This is a genomic window from Streptomyces sp. NBC_00328, assembly GCF_036139655.1.
Classification (GTDB): Bacteria; Actinomycetota; Actinomycetes; order Streptomycetales; family Streptomycetaceae; genus Streptomyces.
Genome location: NZ_CP108013.1, coordinates 9,422,996 through 9,438,178 on the forward strand (window position 1 = coordinate 9,422,996; position 15,183 = coordinate 9,438,178).

Annotated in this window: 14 protein-coding genes and 1 pseudogene; 7 read left to right on the top strand and 8 right to left on the bottom strand. The window is 69.4% G+C overall.

The features are described from left to right. The first annotated feature begins 944 nt into the window (after nucleotides 1-944). The 5 genes from OG485_RS41450 to OG485_RS41470 are packed head-to-tail and all read left to right on the top strand — an operon-like array spanning nucleotide 945 to nucleotide 5,932. On the top strand, nucleotides 945-1,841 hold the full coding sequence (locus OG485_RS41450) for a TauD/TfdA dioxygenase family protein (protein ID WP_328674017.1): 897 nt from the start codon (nucleotides 945-947) through the stop codon (nucleotides 1,839-1,841). Beyond that, nucleotides 1,838-2,731 carry an ABC transporter permease gene (locus OG485_RS41455; protein WP_328674018.1) on the top strand — a complete coding sequence of 298 codons (894 nt, stop codon included), beginning with the start codon at nucleotides 1,838-1,840 and terminating at the stop codon, nucleotides 2,729-2,731. The genes OG485_RS41450 and OG485_RS41455 overlap by 4 nt, the downstream gene beginning before the upstream one ends. Further along, on the top strand, nucleotides 2,728-3,459 hold the full coding sequence (locus OG485_RS41460) for an ABC transporter ATP-binding protein (RefSeq protein WP_328674019.1): 732 nt from the start codon (nucleotides 2,728-2,730) through the stop codon (nucleotides 3,457-3,459). Before OG485_RS41455 ends, OG485_RS41460 begins: the two co-directional genes overlap by 4 nt. Nucleotides 3,460-3,513: 54 nt before the next feature. After that, nucleotides 3,514-4,566, top strand: coding sequence for an aliphatic sulfonate ABC transporter substrate-binding protein (locus tag OG485_RS41465; protein ID WP_328674020.1), 1,053 nt, complete (start codon nucleotides 3,514-3,516; stop codon nucleotides 4,564-4,566). Nucleotides 4,567-4,603: 37 nt separating this feature from the next. After that, entirely contained in the window at nucleotides 4,604-5,932 is a 1,329-nt protein-coding gene (locus OG485_RS41470) for an LLM class flavin-dependent oxidoreductase (RefSeq protein WP_328674021.1), read from the top strand. A gap of 14 nt (nucleotides 5,933-5,946) precedes the next feature. Here the strand turns inward: OG485_RS41470 and OG485_RS41475 are convergent. The 3 genes and pseudogenes from OG485_RS41475 to pnuC all read right to left on the bottom strand — a co-directional run. After that, nucleotides 5,947-6,179, bottom strand: a pseudogene (locus tag OG485_RS41475) (NUDIX domain-containing protein); the annotation flags it as partial. Then, nucleotides 6,176-7,267 carry an AAA family ATPase gene (locus tag OG485_RS41480; RefSeq protein WP_328674022.1) on the bottom strand — a complete coding sequence of 364 codons (1,092 nt, stop codon included), beginning with the start codon at nucleotides 7,265-7,267 and terminating at the stop codon, nucleotides 6,176-6,178. The pseudogene OG485_RS41475 and the gene OG485_RS41480, both read right to left, overlap by 4 nt. Next, nucleotides 7,264-7,872 carry a nicotinamide riboside transporter PnuC gene (gene pnuC, locus OG485_RS41485; RefSeq protein WP_328674023.1) on the bottom strand — a complete coding sequence of 203 codons (609 nt, stop codon included), beginning with the start codon at nucleotides 7,870-7,872 and terminating at the stop codon, nucleotides 7,264-7,266. Before pnuC ends, OG485_RS41480 begins: the two co-directional genes overlap by 4 nt. 284 nt (nucleotides 7,873-8,156) lie before the next feature. Here pnuC and OG485_RS41490 point away from each other — a divergent pair, with 284 nt between their 5' ends. Beyond that, on the top strand, nucleotides 8,157-9,059 hold the full coding sequence (locus tag OG485_RS41490; RefSeq protein WP_328674024.1) for a hypothetical protein: 903 nt from the start codon (nucleotides 8,157-8,159) through the stop codon (nucleotides 9,057-9,059). A gap of 172 nt (nucleotides 9,060-9,231) precedes the next feature. Here the strand turns inward: OG485_RS41490 and OG485_RS41495 are convergent, their stop codons facing one another. Further along, the gene (locus OG485_RS41495) at nucleotides 9,232-9,816 is read right to left on the bottom strand and encodes a TerD family protein (RefSeq protein WP_328674025.1); all 585 of its coding nucleotides are present in this window, start codon (nucleotides 9,814-9,816) and stop codon (nucleotides 9,232-9,234) included. 371 nt (nucleotides 9,817-10,187) lie between these two features. On the opposite strand from OG485_RS41495, the gene OG485_RS41500 reads away from it, so the two are divergent. Next, nucleotides 10,188-10,817, top strand: a complete 630-nt coding sequence (locus OG485_RS41500; protein ID WP_328674841.1) for a hypothetical protein — start codon at nucleotides 10,188-10,190, stop codon at nucleotides 10,815-10,817. 70 nt (nucleotides 10,818-10,887) lie between these two features. Here the strand turns inward: OG485_RS41500 and OG485_RS41505 are convergent, their stop codons facing one another. Genes OG485_RS41505 through OG485_RS41520 form a run of 4 tightly spaced genes read right to left on the bottom strand, consistent with a single transcriptional unit; the run spans nucleotide 10,888 to nucleotide 15,165 of the window. Continuing rightward, the gene (locus OG485_RS41505) at nucleotides 10,888-12,084 is read right to left on the bottom strand and encodes an ABC transporter ATP-binding protein (RefSeq protein ID WP_328674026.1); all 1,197 of its coding nucleotides are present in this window, start codon (nucleotides 12,082-12,084) and stop codon (nucleotides 10,888-10,890) included. Nucleotides 12,085-12,122: 38 nt separating this feature from the next. Next, complete coding sequence (locus OG485_RS41510) at nucleotides 12,123-12,956, bottom strand: carbohydrate ABC transporter permease (RefSeq protein WP_328674027.1); 834 nt, start codon at nucleotides 12,954-12,956, stop codon at nucleotides 12,123-12,125. Next, nucleotides 12,956-13,897 carry a carbohydrate ABC transporter permease gene (locus OG485_RS41515; RefSeq protein WP_328674028.1) on the bottom strand — a complete coding sequence of 314 codons (942 nt, stop codon included), beginning with the start codon at nucleotides 13,895-13,897 and terminating at the stop codon, nucleotides 12,956-12,958. The genes OG485_RS41510 and OG485_RS41515 overlap by 1 nt, the downstream gene beginning before the upstream one ends. After that, nucleotides 13,894-15,165 (bottom strand): ABC transporter substrate-binding protein, encoded by a 1,272-nt coding sequence (locus tag OG485_RS41520; RefSeq protein WP_328674029.1) that lies wholly within the window; start codon nucleotides 15,163-15,165, stop codon nucleotides 13,894-13,896. The genes OG485_RS41515 and OG485_RS41520 overlap by 4 nt, the downstream gene beginning before the upstream one ends. Between the last annotated feature and the right edge of the window lie 18 nt (nucleotides 15,166-15,183).

Genomic DNA, 15,183 nt, shown 5'->3' on the forward strand with positions numbered 1-15,183 from the left:
AGCACGGTCATGAGCCCAGGTAACCACACGGGAGCGTCAGGAACCAGCCGGACGACGGTGTTTCATGCGGTCGAGGGCTGCCGGACGCGCTCCTCTGGGCGTGCAGAGGCTCAGGCCCGCCCGGTCCGGTGTGCCAGGCGGGCGCGCAGACACGTCAGGCGGCCGGTCTCCGCGTCGATGGGCAAGGCCCGGCGGTGGCGACGGGCCGAACGGGCGCGCACACGCTATTTCCTGCCGTACGCGTCAAGGGCAAGCGCCGCCCGTCGCGACTTCACCGCCGAACAACCGGAGAAACCCTCCGTGTCCGCCATGCAAGACCCGCCCTGATTTTCTTGACCACCGTGGTGGCCGTCTGCTGAACTCCCGTCTCATGAACCCGCGTGTGGACCTCACCAGGCGGCGCCACATCGATCTGGCGCACGTCGCCAGTACGTTCTGTTGTCGCTGACCCGGCTGATCGTCCCCGGCAGCCGTCGGTACGCACCGACGGTGCGCGTCTGACCGAGGCGGTACCGAACCGCCCGTGCCGCGCTGCTGTTGCGCGGGATCGTCGCATCCGACGTCTGAGCGACTGCTTCACGACCTCACGTCCTCCTCTCCTTCCCGGCTGCGGGCTGAACCGTCCGCAGTGCGGGGCCCGCGTGGGCGCGGAGGCTGTACGAGCGGGCCGACACGGTCCTCCCAGTCGTTGAAGCACGGGTGAGCCGTCGGTCCGACCGCGGTCGGTGACGGGGCTCGCCCGGGTCCGGCGAGCCGACATCAGCCCCTCGAACGGCTCGTACTGCACGGTCGCCCTTCCTGGTGACCACGGGCCGTCGGCCCCCGCGTCGTGACCACGACACCTGCCCCGTCTCCGGCCGTTCGGTCCGCGAGGCGATCAGTCGCTGCCGTTTTCCATCCCCAGCACCCGGTGGCGTGCCCACCTCCCCGAGAAGGACCACCTCATGCCCGTGTCCATCCGAAAACTCACCGGCCGTATCGGCGCGGTGGTCGAGGGCGTCGACCTCACTGCGCCGCCGGCCGAATCCACGCTCACGGCACTCCGTGACGCCCTCAACGAGCACAAGGCGCTCGTCTTCGACCACGTCGGCCTTGACGACTCCGGCCAGGAGCGCGTGGCCCGCTGGTTCGGCGAACTCACCACCGCCCACCCGAACGTGGCGGCCGCCGACGGCACGACCAACGTGCTCGCCGTCGACAGCGAGACCTCCAAGGCCAACGAGTGGCACACCGACGTCACCTTCGTCGTCAACCCACCGCAGGTCACCACACTGAGGTCCCTGGTGACCACTCCCTACGGCGGCGAGACACTCATCGCCAACGCCGCCGCTGCCTACCGCGACCTGCCTCGACCGCTGCGTGTCCTCGCGGACTCGCTGCGCGTCGTGCACACCAACCAGTACGACTACGCGCGCCCCGCGGGGGCGACGGCACAGCAGCGGGAGTACGACCGGACCTTCGTCTCGACGCCGTACGAGGCCGAGCACCCGGTCGTACGCGTCCATCCGCTGACCGGCGAACGGGGCCTGTTCATCGGCGGGTTCGCCAAGCGGATCGTCGGTCTGCCGAACAGCGACTCGGCGGATCTGCTGCGCATCTTCCAGTCGTACGTGACGCGTCCGGAGAACATCCTGCGCTGGACCTGGTCGCCCGGCCAACTGCTCGTTTTCGACAACCGGATCACCCAGCACTACGCGGTCGACAACTACGACGACCACCCGCGACTCCTGAACCGGGTGACCGTCGCGGGAGAGGTGCCGGTCGGCGTCGACGGACGCCGTAGCGAACAGCTCGTCGGTGACGCCTCGCACTACACCAGTGTGCCGGCGGTGGCGGCATGACCGAGGTCCGCATTCCGGCGCCGGCCGTTCTCAAGGGCCCGGACGCCGCGACCGGCAAAGTGCCGGAACGCGAGGTGTTCCTTCCGCGCGACGCGCGCCGCCGGACGTCGCTCGCGGCACTCCGTGACCGGCTGCGCTGGCCGCTGGGCATCTATACGACTCCGGTCGCGATCCTCGTGCTCTGGGAGGTTCTCGCCCGGGCCGGCGTGGTGACGAAGACCTACGCTCCGGCGCCGACCTCGATCGTGCGGTCCGCCGTCGATCTGTGGCAGCAGGGCGTGCTCGGTCCGGATGTGGCCGTCTCCCTGCAGCGGGCCGGTATCGGCCTCGCGATCGGCCTGTCGGTCGGCATCGTCACCGGAGTCCTCGGCGGACTGCTGCGCAGCGGCGAGTATCTGTTCAACGGCCTTGTACAGGTGCTCAACACGATCCCCCTGCTCGCGGTACTGCCCCTGATGATCGTGTGGTTCGGCATCGACGAGCTCACCAAGGTGCTGCTGATCTCCTTCGGCGCCGGCGTGCCGATGTACCTCAACCTGTTCGCCGCGATCCGCGGCGTCGACCAGCGGCTCATCGAGATGGCACGCACGACCGGAGCGGGCACCTGGCGTCTGGTGACGCGGGTGCTGGTGCCCGGATCGCTGCCGGGTTTCCTGGTCGGCCTGCGCTTCTCCCTCGCGTACAGCGTCCTCGGACTCGTCGCCGCGGAGACGGTCAACGCCGACAAGGGACTCGGCTTCCTCATCACGCAGGGACAGACGTATCTCCAGACCAACCAGGTCTTCGTGGGGCTGGTGATCTACTCGCTCCTCGGCCTGCTCGCCGATCAGTTCGTCCGGGCTCTCGAACGGGTGCTGCTGCGGTGGCGCCCGAGTTATGAGGCGTCATGAGCAGCGCAGTCGCGACCGACCTCCGCAGGCAGACCGGCGTCGTCGTGGAGCGGGTCGTCCGGAAGTTCGGTGACCGGGTCGTACTCGACCGACTCGATCTCACCATCGAGGACGGGGAGTTGGTGATCCTGCTCGGCCCCTCGGGCTGCGGAAAGAGCACCCTTCTGCGGCTGCTCGCCGGACTGGACCGGCCCGACGGAGGACGTGTGGAGGTCCCGGCGAAGCGGGCGATCGTCTTCCAGGCCGACCGGCTGCTGCCGTGGCAGCGCGTCCTGCGGAACATCACACTCGGCCTGCACGGACCCGACGCGGACCAGCGTGCCCGCGACGTGCTCGCCGAGGTCGGACTCTCGGGCCGCGAGAAGGCATGGCCCAAGGAGCTCTCCGGCGGCGAGGCCCAACGGGTCTCGCTGGCAAGGGCCCTGGTCTCGGAGCCCGAACTCGTCCTGCTCGACGAGCCGTTCGCCGCCCTCGACGCCATCACGCGGCTGCGCATGCACGACCTCGTGCGCGCCCTGCGCACCAGACACCATGCCGCCATGCTGCTCGTCACCCACGACATCGACGAGGCGATCGCTCTGGCGGACCGCATCCTCGTCATGAGCAACGGCGGCATCGGCGCCGCACACACCGTTCACCTCTCCGCCGCGGACCGCGAAGCGAGTGTGGCGCGAGAGGAACTCCGCGCCCGGCTCCTGGAAGACCTCGGCCTCGCCGGGCAGCACTGACCCTCCCAAGATCCCCCGACACCCTTACCCAGCAGAGAAAGCACAGGACATCCCATGCGCAAGACGACTTCCCGACTCATCGCCGCGGCCGCTCCGCTCGCCCTCGCAAGCACCCTCGTCGCCTGCGGATCGTCCTCCGACACCACCGCGCCGCTGAGCAACGCCGGCAACGCGAGCAGCGAGAAGCACCCCGAGTGGAGCAAGTACACCTTCACCATCGGGGACAACGGCGGTGACGGCAGCCAGGCCCTGGCGAAACTGACCGGCGTCTTCGACAACGCGCCCTACAAGGTGAAGTTCGCCCGCTTCACCTACGGCCCACCACTCGTGCAAGCCGCCGCGTCGGGAGACATAGACCTGGGCAGCGTCGGTGACGTGCCCCCGATCACCGGCGCGGCGAAGGAGTACGGCTTCAAGATCGTCGCCGTGAACCGCTCGCTCACGCCCGACCAGGCGTTGGAGAACATCATCGTGCCGAAGGGCTCGAAGCTGCGGACGGCCGCCGACCTCAAGGGCAAGCGGATCGCCGTCCCGCAGGGCAGTTCCGCCCACGGACTGGCCCTGAACGCACTGAAGAGCGTCGGCCTCGGCCCCAAGGACGCGAAACTGGTGTTCCTCGACCCGGCGGCCGCCGCCACGGCGTTCAACACCGGGAAGGTCGACGCCTGGTCGATCTGGAACCCGCAGTCGGCGATCGCGGTCAAGAACGGCGCGCGGATCCTGGTCAAGGGCCTCCCGCCGATCGACCAGACGAGCAGCTACTACGTCGCGAGTGACACGTCGCTGAAGGACAGGACCAGGCGCGCGGCCCTCACGGACGCCCTGAAGAGGCTCTCCCGGGAGTACGCCTGGGCCATCAAGCACCCGGAGAAATACGCCCAGGCGCTTTCGCAGGAGCAGGGCATCCCGCTGGCCGACGCCAAGGCCTCCCTGGCCGCCTACTCCAACAGAGTGACCCCGGTCGAGAAGTCGGACATCGAACTGGAGCAGAAGCTCGCGGACGCCTTCCTGGAAGCAGGCCAGATCACCAAGAAGGTCGACCTCGAGTCCATCACCGACAACCTCCTTCCCGCCGGCTACGACAGCTCCAAGCTGACCTTCAACTGACCCCGCCATCCACCTCGACAAGCGAAGGAGACAACCCGTGACCCAGACACAGCGCAGGCTCCACCTCAACGCCTTCCTCATGGAAGCGGGCCACCACGAGGCGGCGTGGCGGCTCCCGCACAGCAACCCCCGGGCGGACTTCGACCTGCGGCACTGGATCGAGCTGGCGCAACTCGCCGAGAGCGCCAAGTTCGACTCACTGTTCCTCGCGGACGGCCCGGCACTCATGGGAACCGGCGAATTCCGGCCGCCGGGCCAGCTCGAACCACTCACACTGCTGACCGCCCTGTCCCAGGCGACCAGCCGCATCGGCCTCATCGCGACCGTCTCCTCGACCTACAACGAGCCCTACAACCTCGCCCGCCGGCTCGCCTCAGTCGACCACGTCAGCGGCGGCCGCGCCGGCTGGAACATCGTCACCTCGGCAGGGGCGGACGAGGCGGCCAACTTCGGACTCGACGACCGCCCCGGCCACGCCGAGCGCTACGCCCGCGCGGACGAGTTCCTCAAGGTCGCCAAGGCCCTGTGGGACAGTTGGGAGTCCGACGCCGTCGTCGCGGACAAGGCCGGCGGACGCTACGCCGACCCCGACCGACTGCACCGGCTCGGCCACCAGGGCAGATACTTCAAGGTGGCCGGCCCCCTCAACGTGCGGCGCCCGCCGCAGGGTTACCCGCTGCTCGTCCAGGCCGGCTCGTCCGAGGACGGCAGGGACTTCGCGGCCCGCCACGCCGAGGCCATCTTCACCGCTCACACGACCTACGAGCGCGCGGCCGCCTTCTACGCGGACATCAAGGCACGGACCAGGGCTGCGGGCCGCGACCCGGACGGCGTGATCGTCCTGCCCGGCATCGTCCCGTACATCGGCTCGACCGAGTCCGAAGCCCGCGCGCTGGCCCGGCAGTTCGACGAACTGCGTGTCCCGGAGTACGGGCTGCGCCAGCTGGCCGCCGTGTTCGAGACCGAGCCCTCGGCCTTCGAACTCGACAAGCCCCTGCCGGACTTCATCCTCGCCAGGCCGAAGCTGGAGGGCGCACAGAGCCGTGCCGACCTGATCATCGACCTCGCGGTCCGTGAAAAGCTCACGGTCCGTCAGGTCATCTCCCGACTCGGCGGTGGGCGCGGCCACTTCGAGTTCATCGGCACGCCCGAGCAGGTCGCGGACACGATCATCGCCTGGTTCGAGGGTGGGGCCGCGGACGGGTTCAACATCATGGCGCCCGCCCTGCCCTCGGGCCTCGCGGCCTTCACCGAGCACGTCCTGCCGATCCTGCGCGGCAAGGGCCTGTTCCGCGAGGAGTACGAGGGCACGACCCTGCGCGAGCACTACGGCCTACCGGTCCCGGGGAACCAGTTCCGGGCCTGACCGACCGCTGGGCTGCCCGGTGGGGCAGCCCAGCACCGGCGGGCGGCCTCCTCGGCCGACTCCCGGGGCAGCAGGAAGCCACCGGGCAGCGCCCAGGCGCCCGCGTACGGCTCCTGGCCGCGCCGGATCAGCAGCACGTGCGGGCGGACGCGCGTACGGTGAGCACGGCGAGGTCGACGGTCACCGCGAAGGGCTCGTGCGCGGAAGGGTCGTGCGCCGACGGGTCGTACGGAGCAGTGGCCGTCACCGGTTCTCCGGGAGCGGGTCGGCGAAGTGCCAGCCCTCGGCGAGCAGGCCGTCCACCGCCGCCACGGCCGTGCGCAACCGCTCCTCGGGGCTGCCGGTGACCAGCAGGAACCGGCGGCCGGTGCGCTCCAGTTCCTCACGGAACCGGCCGGTCATCCACGGGCGCAGGTGGGGCTCGTCGCGCAGGCCGTCGTCCTCGAAGGGCACACCCTCGTGGTCGGTGAGCAGGTACAGGTGGCGCGGGGTGCGGGCGGCGACCGCCGCCACCTCGGGGCTGGGCGAGCCGAGGTAGCGCTCGTGCCAGATCGCGGTGGCGAAGGAGTCGGTGTCGCAGACGAGTACGGGGGAGCCGCGGCGGGCAGCCCGCTGTTCGTCGTCGTCCTGGCGGCGGGCGATGACGGGGAACTCCTCGGAGGTGAACTCCACTTGGGCCCAGTCGGCTCCGGGGTCGGTGGCCCGCAGGGCGGCGAGCTTCTCCTCGCTGTACGCGCGCCCGTACTCGGGCACCCAGCCGGTGTCCGTCCAGACGCCGCCGCGCGCCCGGTAGTGGGCTGCCAGCGCCAGGGAAAGGGTGGTCGTGCCGGTGGACTCGGCGCCGAGGACGACCACGCGCCGGGCGAGGGCGGCGCGCACGCCCGGGCCGAGGAACGCCCAGCTGCCCACCGGATCCTTGCGTACGGCCGTGCCGGAGACGGGGTACGTGGTGCGGTCCAGGTCCACGCCGACCTCGGCCGCACCGAACCGGCGGGCCAGCTCGGTCCCGTAGGACTCGGAGGTGAACACGGCGTCCACCGGATCCGGGACGGCCGTACGGAAGACCGCCATGTGGGCGTCCCACACCGCGGGGTCGTGCAGGTCGACCGCGTGGTCGTCGACGGCGCCGACGACCACGGCCCCCGGGTGGGCCTCGCGCATCCACGCCACCCGGTCGGCGAGCGGCACCGATTCCACGGAGGCCGCGCAGACCAGAACGGTCAGCCGGTCGCACTGCGCCTGGGCGGTGCGGACGAGGTGGTGGTGGCCCGCGTGCGGCGGATAGAACTTGCCGAGCACCAGGCCGTGCCGGTACGGGCGGGCTGCGGTACTCACGCGGTCACCGCCGTCGTGGGCCGGGGGGCGGCGGCCACGAGGGTGCGCCGCCAGCCGACGAGGCCGGCCACGCACAGGGCGAGGAAGCCGACGTACAGCACGGAGGTCAGGTAGAGGCCCTTGTAGGCGTACAGCGGGATGTAGACCAGGTCGGCGGCGATCCACAGCCACCAGGACTCCAGCAGCTTGCGGCACTGGCCGTAGGTGGCCGCCAGGGAGAGGGCGGTGGTGAGCGCGTCCCAGAAGGGGACGGTGGAGTCGGTGGCGCGGTCCAGCAGCAGCGTGAGGGCGGCGGTGCCCAGCACTCCGGCGGCGGCGAGCCAGATCCATTCGGCACCCGTCGTACGGCGCACCGGCAGGGCGTCGGCGGTGGCCGGTCCGCCGCCGCGGGCCCAGGTCCACCAGCCGTAGGCGGCCAGCGCGATGAAGACGACCTGGAGACCGGCGTCGGCGTACAGGCCGGCCTGGAGGAAGAGCACGATGAAGAAGACGTTGTTGGCAATGCCCACGGGCCAGTTGGCGATGTGCTGGCGGGCCACCAGCCAGACACAGACGGCGCCGGTGGCGAAGCCGAGCGCTTCGGTCCAGCTGAGGTTCCAGTTCACGGGGCGACTCCTTAATGGTCGCCATGACTATAAATAGCGGGACGGGTGGAGGGCAAGGGATTTGGCTCGCGACGCCTGAGGCGGCGAGGGCCTCTCGGGGGAATCGGCCGGGTCGCCCTCGCGGTCGTGGCCGTGGCCCGTCGACCTCGGCCCCCGGGGCTTCTGACCGAGTGAAACCCGACTCCGTCCGGGGCGTGAGCGGGCGGCTCGGCCGTCGTACGGGGAGCGGGATCCGCCGTTGTCACCGATCCTGTGGGGGGAGACTCCGGCCCGATGGGATCGTCATGTCTGATGCAGCCGCGCGCGCGGAGCGGCGGGTCGCGCTGGTCCGGGACGATGTGCCCGGACGTCTGGCGCTGGCGCAGGAGTTCTACACGCATTCCTCCGAGCCCCTGCGCCGGTACGGTCACGCCGAGCTGAGCTTTCTGCGCTGGTCCGCGGCGCGCGGGGTGCTCGCGCCGCGGACCGGTGACCGTCCGGGCAGCGCATGGTGGCGTTCCGTGAACGAGGGGCTCCTCAGGGACAAGGTGGAGGCGGGCCTCCTGTGTGCCGGTGCCCCGGGGCAGGCGAGCGCCAAAAGCGTCGAGTACTGGGTGGACTGCGTGCGGGACCCGTCGCCCGCAGCCTGGTACCGCGCCCACAACGCCAGCATCGTCGCCGGATATCTGCGCCATGAAGACCTGGCCGTTCCGGAGTCGCAGGTGGAGCGGTTCATGATGAACGTCGCTCTGCTGCGGGTGCTGTTCACCCACGCCATGCTGGTGCGGCCGCGCCTCGCGCTCGGGTGGCTGGGCCCGCTCGGGCCACGGCTGGTGGATCCTCGCTACCGGACCGTGAAGTGGTTTCTCGACCTCGGCCGGTCCTTTCCGGCGGTGTACCCCGTCACCCTGCCCACCGCGGACACGATCCTCGACGAGCACGCCGTCGCCCGGATGCTCGACTACGGCGTCATCGCCCCCCGGCTGCCGGCGCTGTACGCGTTCTCGGCCGCCGCACTCGAAGAACCCCGGCTGATGGCCTTCCTGGACGCGGGTGTGCCGGCCTACGTCTGGACCGCGGCGGAGCGACCGCTCTGGTACGTCGGCAACACGGGCGCTCACCTGCGGTTCATCGCCCGGGTGACAGGCGCACACCTGAGCTGGCCTCCGTCACCTGCCGGGCGTCGCAGGAGTTCACGGCACGGCTGAAGCATCGGACGCCTCGGTTTCCGGCTCCCGCACCCCCGGTCCGTGCCGTCACGGACCGGGGTTCGCTTGCGGGTCATGGCCGAAGCTCCGTTCTTCGGCCGGCCTCAGCCGACAGCGCGGACCCTTCGGTGCTGACGCGAGCGCCCGTACGGCACCGGCCTCGGTGCGAGGCCTACTTGCTCAACGCGAAGCGCATCAGGGCGCTTTCGTCACCCTGCTTGATCTTTCCCGTCACGTTGATCACTTCGAGCTTCCAGGCACCGTCGACCCGCACGGCCTTGGCCACGGCGCAGGCGTTGTCCTGGGTGAGCAGGCTGGGCCAGACGTCCGCGACCTGCTGGGTGCTGCCGCCGGTCGCGTCGTAGACCTTGAAACTGATGTTGCGTGCCTTCTGGAAGGAGCTTCCCTTCTTGAAGGCGGCGGCGACGAACACTATGGACGTGATGTGCGCGGGGACGCGTGCGAACTCCACCGAGACGGTTTCGTCGTCGCCGTCGCCGTGCCCGGTCTGGTTGTCGCCGCTGTGTACCAGGGAGCCGTTGCCCATGGGGTCGAGTGAATCGAGGCCGGCCAGGCGTACCGGGTCCGGGCCGTGCATGGCGACGGCGATCAGATCCAGGTCGGTGCCGCTCTTGCGGCGGAGCATTCCCACGACTCCTCCGCTGCTGCCTGCCGTGGCGTCCCAGGACACCCCGATGGACAGGCGAGTGACTCCGTCCAGGTCGGCGGGTCCGTCTTCCTTGGTGAGCGTGATCATGGGTGGGCCATCCTCCGGTGAAAAGGGACTACACCTCGCAGAGTGTGCCTTGTCCTCGATCGGTTCCCCGCTTGGGGGCCCGAGTTGTGCCGCGCTGGAGTTCCGGGGCGTCCGAGAGCACCTGCCCGTGTGCCGCTTTCCGTCGTCCGGCCTTCCGTCGTCCGGCCTTCTGGTCCACCGCTGGGCGACGTGCCGAGCCCAACGGCTTCGGCCCGGCCGCCCGCTGTGTCGGACAGTGCCCAACAGGCTCCGAAAACAGGGCCGTTCAGCCCAACGGCCGCAGACCTTCGGCATCCGGTACCGCCCGGCGTCCGGGACGAGAGTGAGCGATGTCAGACAAGGAACCCACTGCCCCGAAGGGAACCATCACCATGGCCGTGCACGAGCAGCCTCGCCGGAGCTCCGGCTTCCACCTGCGGTCGTCCCGCGGGAACCGGACCACCGCCGCGTCCGGGTCGGACGTGTCGGCAGGCACCGACACGAGCACCGCGCGGGCCTACGCCCTCGCGTCCCTGCGTCTGCTCACCGGGTTCGTCTTCCTGTGGGCCTTCCTCGACAAGACCTTCGGCCTCGGCTACGCCACCCCGTCCGGCAAGGGGTGGACCGACGGCGGATCGCCGACCAAGGGCTTCCTCGGCTCCGTCGCGGCGGGACCGATGAAGTCCACCTTCCACTCCTGGGCGGGGGACACCTGGGCCGACTGGCTGTTCATGCTCGGCCTGCTCGCCATCGGCCTCGCTCTGGTCGCGGGCGTCGCGCTGCGGATCGCCGCCGTCGCGGGCACCGCGATGATGGGGCTGATGTGGATCGCCGAATGGCCCCCCGCCAGGCACCTCGCGGACGGCTCGCCGAGCATGTCCACCAACCCGTTCGTCGACTACCACGTCGTCTACGCCATCGCCCTGATCGTGCTGGCCGCCGTCGCCGCCGGTGACGTACTGGGCCTGGGCAGGCTCTGGGCGAGGCTGCCGATCGTCCGCGACCACGGCTGGCTGCGTTGACCCTCGTGGCGCGGTGGGCTTCGGAAGCCCCGTCCGAAGTCCACGGCGCCGAAACGTGTTTCCCGCCGGGTCAGTCGGCAGCTTCGTCGGACCGGGTCAGGCTGGCCCCGGAGGCCGGGTCGAAGACGTGCATGTGGGCGGTGTCCACCCAGAGTTGGGCTCGGCCGCCCTCGCGCACCCGCGTGGCGGCGTTGAGGCGGGCGACGATCTGGTGCCCGCCCGCGCCGGTGTCGGTGATTCCCGAGTCGGCCGCGAGCTCGGCGAGTTCGGAGGTTTCGGTGGGCTGCCATTCGTCCTCGGTGAAGTAGGCGTAGACATCGGATCCCAGGGATTCGATCACGTCGATGTCCACGCTGAAGGTCGTCCCCGATCCGGCCTTGCCCTGGTCCACCAGGTTGGCGTCCTCGAAGGCTTCCGGACGCAGTCCCACGATCAGGTCCCTGGGGGCGTCGTGCCGTTCGAGGGCGCGGCGCAGCCGGTCGCCGAGTTCGAGGTCGCCCACCGAAGTGCGCAGGCGTCCGCCCTCCGCGGTGGCGTGCAGGAAGTTCATCGAGGGCGAACCGATGAACCCCGCGACGAAGAGGTTCTTGGGCTGCTCGTAGAGGTGCTGCGGGGTACCGATCTGCTGCACCAATCCGCCGCGCAGCACCACCACCCGGTCGCCCAGCGTCATGGCTTCGGTCTGGTCATGGGTGACGTAGACCGTGGTGCTCCCCAGGCGTTGCTGGAGGCGGGAGATCTGGGTGCGCATCTGGACGCGGAGCTTCGCGTCCAGGTTGGAGAGCGGCTCGTCCATCAGGAACGCCTTCGGGTCGCGCACGATGGCCCGCCCCATCGCCACCCGTTGGCGCTGACCGCCGGAGAGGTTGGCGGGCTTGCGGTCCAGATGCTCCGTCAGGTCGAGGATGCGGGCGGCCTCTTCGACCTTCTCGCGGATGGTCGCCTTGTCCACCTTGGCCAGCCGGAGTGCGAAACCCATGTTGTCGCGCACGCTCATGTGCGGGTAGAGGGCGTAGCTCTGGAAGACCATGGCGATGTCGCGGTCCTTCGGGCTTCTGTCGTTGACGACCTGCCCGTCGATCAGGAGGTTGCCCTCGGTGATGTCCTCCAGCCCGGCGATCATGTTGAGGGTGGTGGACTTACCGCAGCCGGACGGGCCGACGAGGATGACGAACTCGCCGTCCCCCACAGTGAGGTTGACGTCCTTCACCGCCACCGCACCATCGGGGTAGCGCTTGGTGATGCCTTCGAGAACGATCTCTGCCACGGTCGGTCCTTCTTGTCCTGACGAACGGCTGCCGCCGGTCAGCCCTTGACGGCTCCGGAGGTGAGCCCGGCCACGATGCGCCGCTGGAAGAGCAGCACGAAGATGATGATGGGGATGGTGATCACCACGGCGGCGGCGGCGATCGAACCGGTGGGCTGGGCGAACTGACTGCTCCCGGTGAAGAAGGCGATGGCCGCCGGCACGGTCCGGGCCGCCGAGGTCGAGGTCAGCGAGATCGCGAAGAGGAAGTCGTTCCAGCAGAAGATGAACACCAGGATCGCGGTGGTGAACACGCCCGGCGCCGCGAGCGGAGCGATCACCAGCCGGAACGCCTGCGCCGGGGTGGCCCCGTCCACCTTGGCCGCCTTCTCCAAGTCCCAGGGGATCTCCCGGAAGAAGGCCGACAGGGTGTAGATGGCGAGCGGCAGGGAGAAGGTCATGTACGGGATGATCAGACCGGTCCAGGTGTCGAAGATGCCGATGATCCGCTCGATGTTGAACAGCGGCGAGACCAGCGAGATGGGCGGGAACATGGCGATCAGCAGCGACATGCCGATCAGCAGGCTCTTGCCGGGGAAGCGGAGCCGGGCGACGGCATACGCCGCCATGGTGCCCAGCACCACCGCGATCACCGTGGAGATCAGGGCGATGCCGATGGAATTGATCAGGGCGCGGGTGAACTCGGAGGTCTGGAAGATCCCGTGGTAGTTCTCCCAGGTCCACTTGGTCGGGATGAAGCTGCCGTCGGTGAGGGTGCTGGGGGCCTTGAAGGACAGAGAGATGATCCAGCAGACCGGGAACAGGGCATAGACGATCACGATGATGTTGACCAGGGCCCACCCCGTCATCCGTCGTCGTCCGGCGGCGGACATCAGCGTCCCCCTTCCTGAGAGCCGGGAGCGGCCGCCCCGAACAGTTTGATGAAGGCGAAGGCGATCAACGCCACGCACAGGAAGATGAGTACGGAGATGGCAGAGCCGATGCCGAGGTTGAGCGCGGTGAACAGGTTGTCGTAGCCCAGGATGGACACCGAGCCGGTGTTGTGCGCGCCGGACGTGAGGATGTAGATGTTGTCGAAGATCCGGAAGGCGTCCAGGGTACGGAAGAGCAGGGCGACCAGGATGGCCGGCTTCATCAGGGGGACGGTCACCAGGAAGAAGCGCTGCCAGGCTCCGGCGCCGTCCACCTGGGCCGCGCGTAGCGTCTCCTCCGGCACCAGGGCGAGGCCGGCGAGCAGCAGCAGGGCCATGAACGGGGTGGTCTTCCACACCTCGGCCAGGATGATCAGGCCGATGGCGGGCCACTGCTCGGTGAGGGGAGCGTCACCGGAGGGCAGGAGATTGGCCAGGTAGCCGGTTTCCGGGGTCCAGGCGTACTGCCAGGAGTAGGCGGCGACCACGGTGACGATGCCGTACGGGATCAGGATGGCGGTGCGAACCGTCCCGCGGCCGAAGATGGTGCGGTGCATCACCAGCGCCAGGGCGAATCCGAGGACGAGTTCCACGAGCACGGAGACCACGGTGATGAACACCGTCACCCACAGGGCCTGCCACCAGAACTCCGAGGACAGTACGGCGCCGTAGTTGCTGAGGCCGACGAACTCCGCTTGTTGCGGGAAGCGCAGGTCATAGCGCTGGAGCGATAGGTAGATCGCGTAGACGATGGGGTAGGCGGTGACGGCGAGCATGACGATCACGGCCGGTGCGCACAGCAGCCAGCCCAACCGGCGCTCCTGCCGGGCCCCTTCGGACAGGGCACGGCCGTCCTTGGGTCCCGTTGCCTTCTTGGGGGAGGTCGGAGCCGACGGGGTCACGGGATCAGCCCCTTCGAGTTGAGGGCGTCCTTGATCTGGCCGCTGATCTTCTGCACGTCCGGTCTCGGCTCGATCCCGTTCGGCGGCGACAGTGTGTGCGAGATCGCGATGGACACGTTCTGGTAGGCGGGGGTCTTGGGCCGGATGCTGGCGTTCTCCAGGGCCGCCAGAACGGTGGAGGCGAAGGGGTAGTTCTTGACCAGGGCAGGGTCCGAGTAGAGCGGGCGGAGCGTGGGCGGGAGCCCGCCGTCGAGCGCCGCGGTCAACTGGTTCTGCCGGTTCCGCAGGCACAGCGCCGCCTCGAAGGCGAACGCGGAGTGGCGGGTGTAGGCGCCGATGGCCAGGTCGATGCCGCCGATGGTGGGCTTGGCCGGCCGGCCCTTCTCGACCCCCGGGTAGGGCGCCCACCGGAACTGCTCGAAGAGCTTGGGGTTGTTGGCCTTCATCGAGGGATACACGAAGGGATAGTTGATCTCGAAGGCCGCGCTGCCGGACTCCATGGCCAGCCGGTTCTGGTCCTCCATCTGATTGGACAGGGAGGGGTCGGCTGCCGCCGAGGTGGCCAGGGTCTTCATGACGGAGGCCGCGCGTACGGCGGGTGGGCCCAGCCTGGGAGCCGTGGCGGTCGCGTTCAGGATGGAGCCGCCGGCGCTCTCCACCAGCGTGTTGAACCAGACCGTGAGTCCTTCGTACTGCGCGCCCTGGATCTCCACGTAGTGCGGCTTGCCCTGCTTCGCCAGGCGGCCGGCCATCAGGATCATCTCGGCCCAGGTCCTGGGCGGCGTGGGGACCAGATCCTTGCGATACCAGAGCAGTTGGGTGTTCGTGTTGTACGGGACGGCGTACAGCCGGCCCTTCCACGTAGCCGTCTGCAGCGGGACCTCCAGGGTGTCCCGGGTGGCCGCGGCGCGGTTGCTCCCGGTCCACGGCAGGATCCACTTGGCTTCCGCGAACTCGGCGGGCCAGGTGACGTCCAGCCCGATGATGTCGACCGTGTCGTCCTTGGCGGCCAGCCGGCGCACCAATTGCTGGCGCTGCCCGTCCGCCGTACGGGGCAGTTTGTTGTAACTGATCCGGTAGCGCCCACCGGACTGCTTGGAACAGGCGCTCGCCGCACTGGCCAGCGCACCGGAATCATCCGGGAAGTTGTACCAGTTGAGGGTCACCGGCCCGCCGCCTCCGCTCCCGCAGCCGGCGAGCAGAACCGCCGCCAGGCACAGAGCGAGCAGAACCCGTAGAAGGCCACGGATGCCGGACGACAGCGCCACGCCCACACTCCTTCCGGA

Excerpts from the sequence above, each read along its gene's own strand:
- OG485_RS41460 (WP_328674019.1), top strand. The coding sequence starts at position 2,728 with ATGAGCAGCGCAGTCGCGACCGACCTCCGCAGGCAGACCGGCGTCGTC.
- OG485_RS41490 (WP_328674024.1), top strand. The coding sequence starts at position 8,157 with ATGTCTGATGCAGCCGCGCGCGCGGAGCGGCGGGTCGCGCTGGTCCGG.
- OG485_RS41455 (WP_328674018.1), top strand. The coding sequence starts at position 1,838 with ATGACCGAGGTCCGCATTCCGGCGCCGGCCGTTCTCAAGGGCCCGGAC.
- OG485_RS41495 (WP_328674025.1), bottom strand. The coding sequence starts at position 9,816 with ATGATCACGCTCACCAAGGAAGACGGACCCGCCGACCTGGACGGAGTC.
- OG485_RS41510 (WP_328674027.1), bottom strand. The coding sequence starts at position 12,956 with ATGTCCGCCGCCGGACGACGACGGATGACGGGGTGGGCCCTGGTCAAC.
- OG485_RS41450 (WP_328674017.1), top strand. The coding sequence starts at position 945 with ATGCCCGTGTCCATCCGAAAACTCACCGGCCGTATCGGCGCGGTGGTC.
- OG485_RS41500 (WP_328674841.1), top strand. The coding sequence starts at position 10,188 with ATGGCCGTGCACGAGCAGCCTCGCCGGAGCTCCGGCTTCCACCTGCGG.
- OG485_RS41465 (WP_328674020.1), top strand. The coding sequence starts at position 3,514 with ATGCGCAAGACGACTTCCCGACTCATCGCCGCGGCCGCTCCGCTCGCC.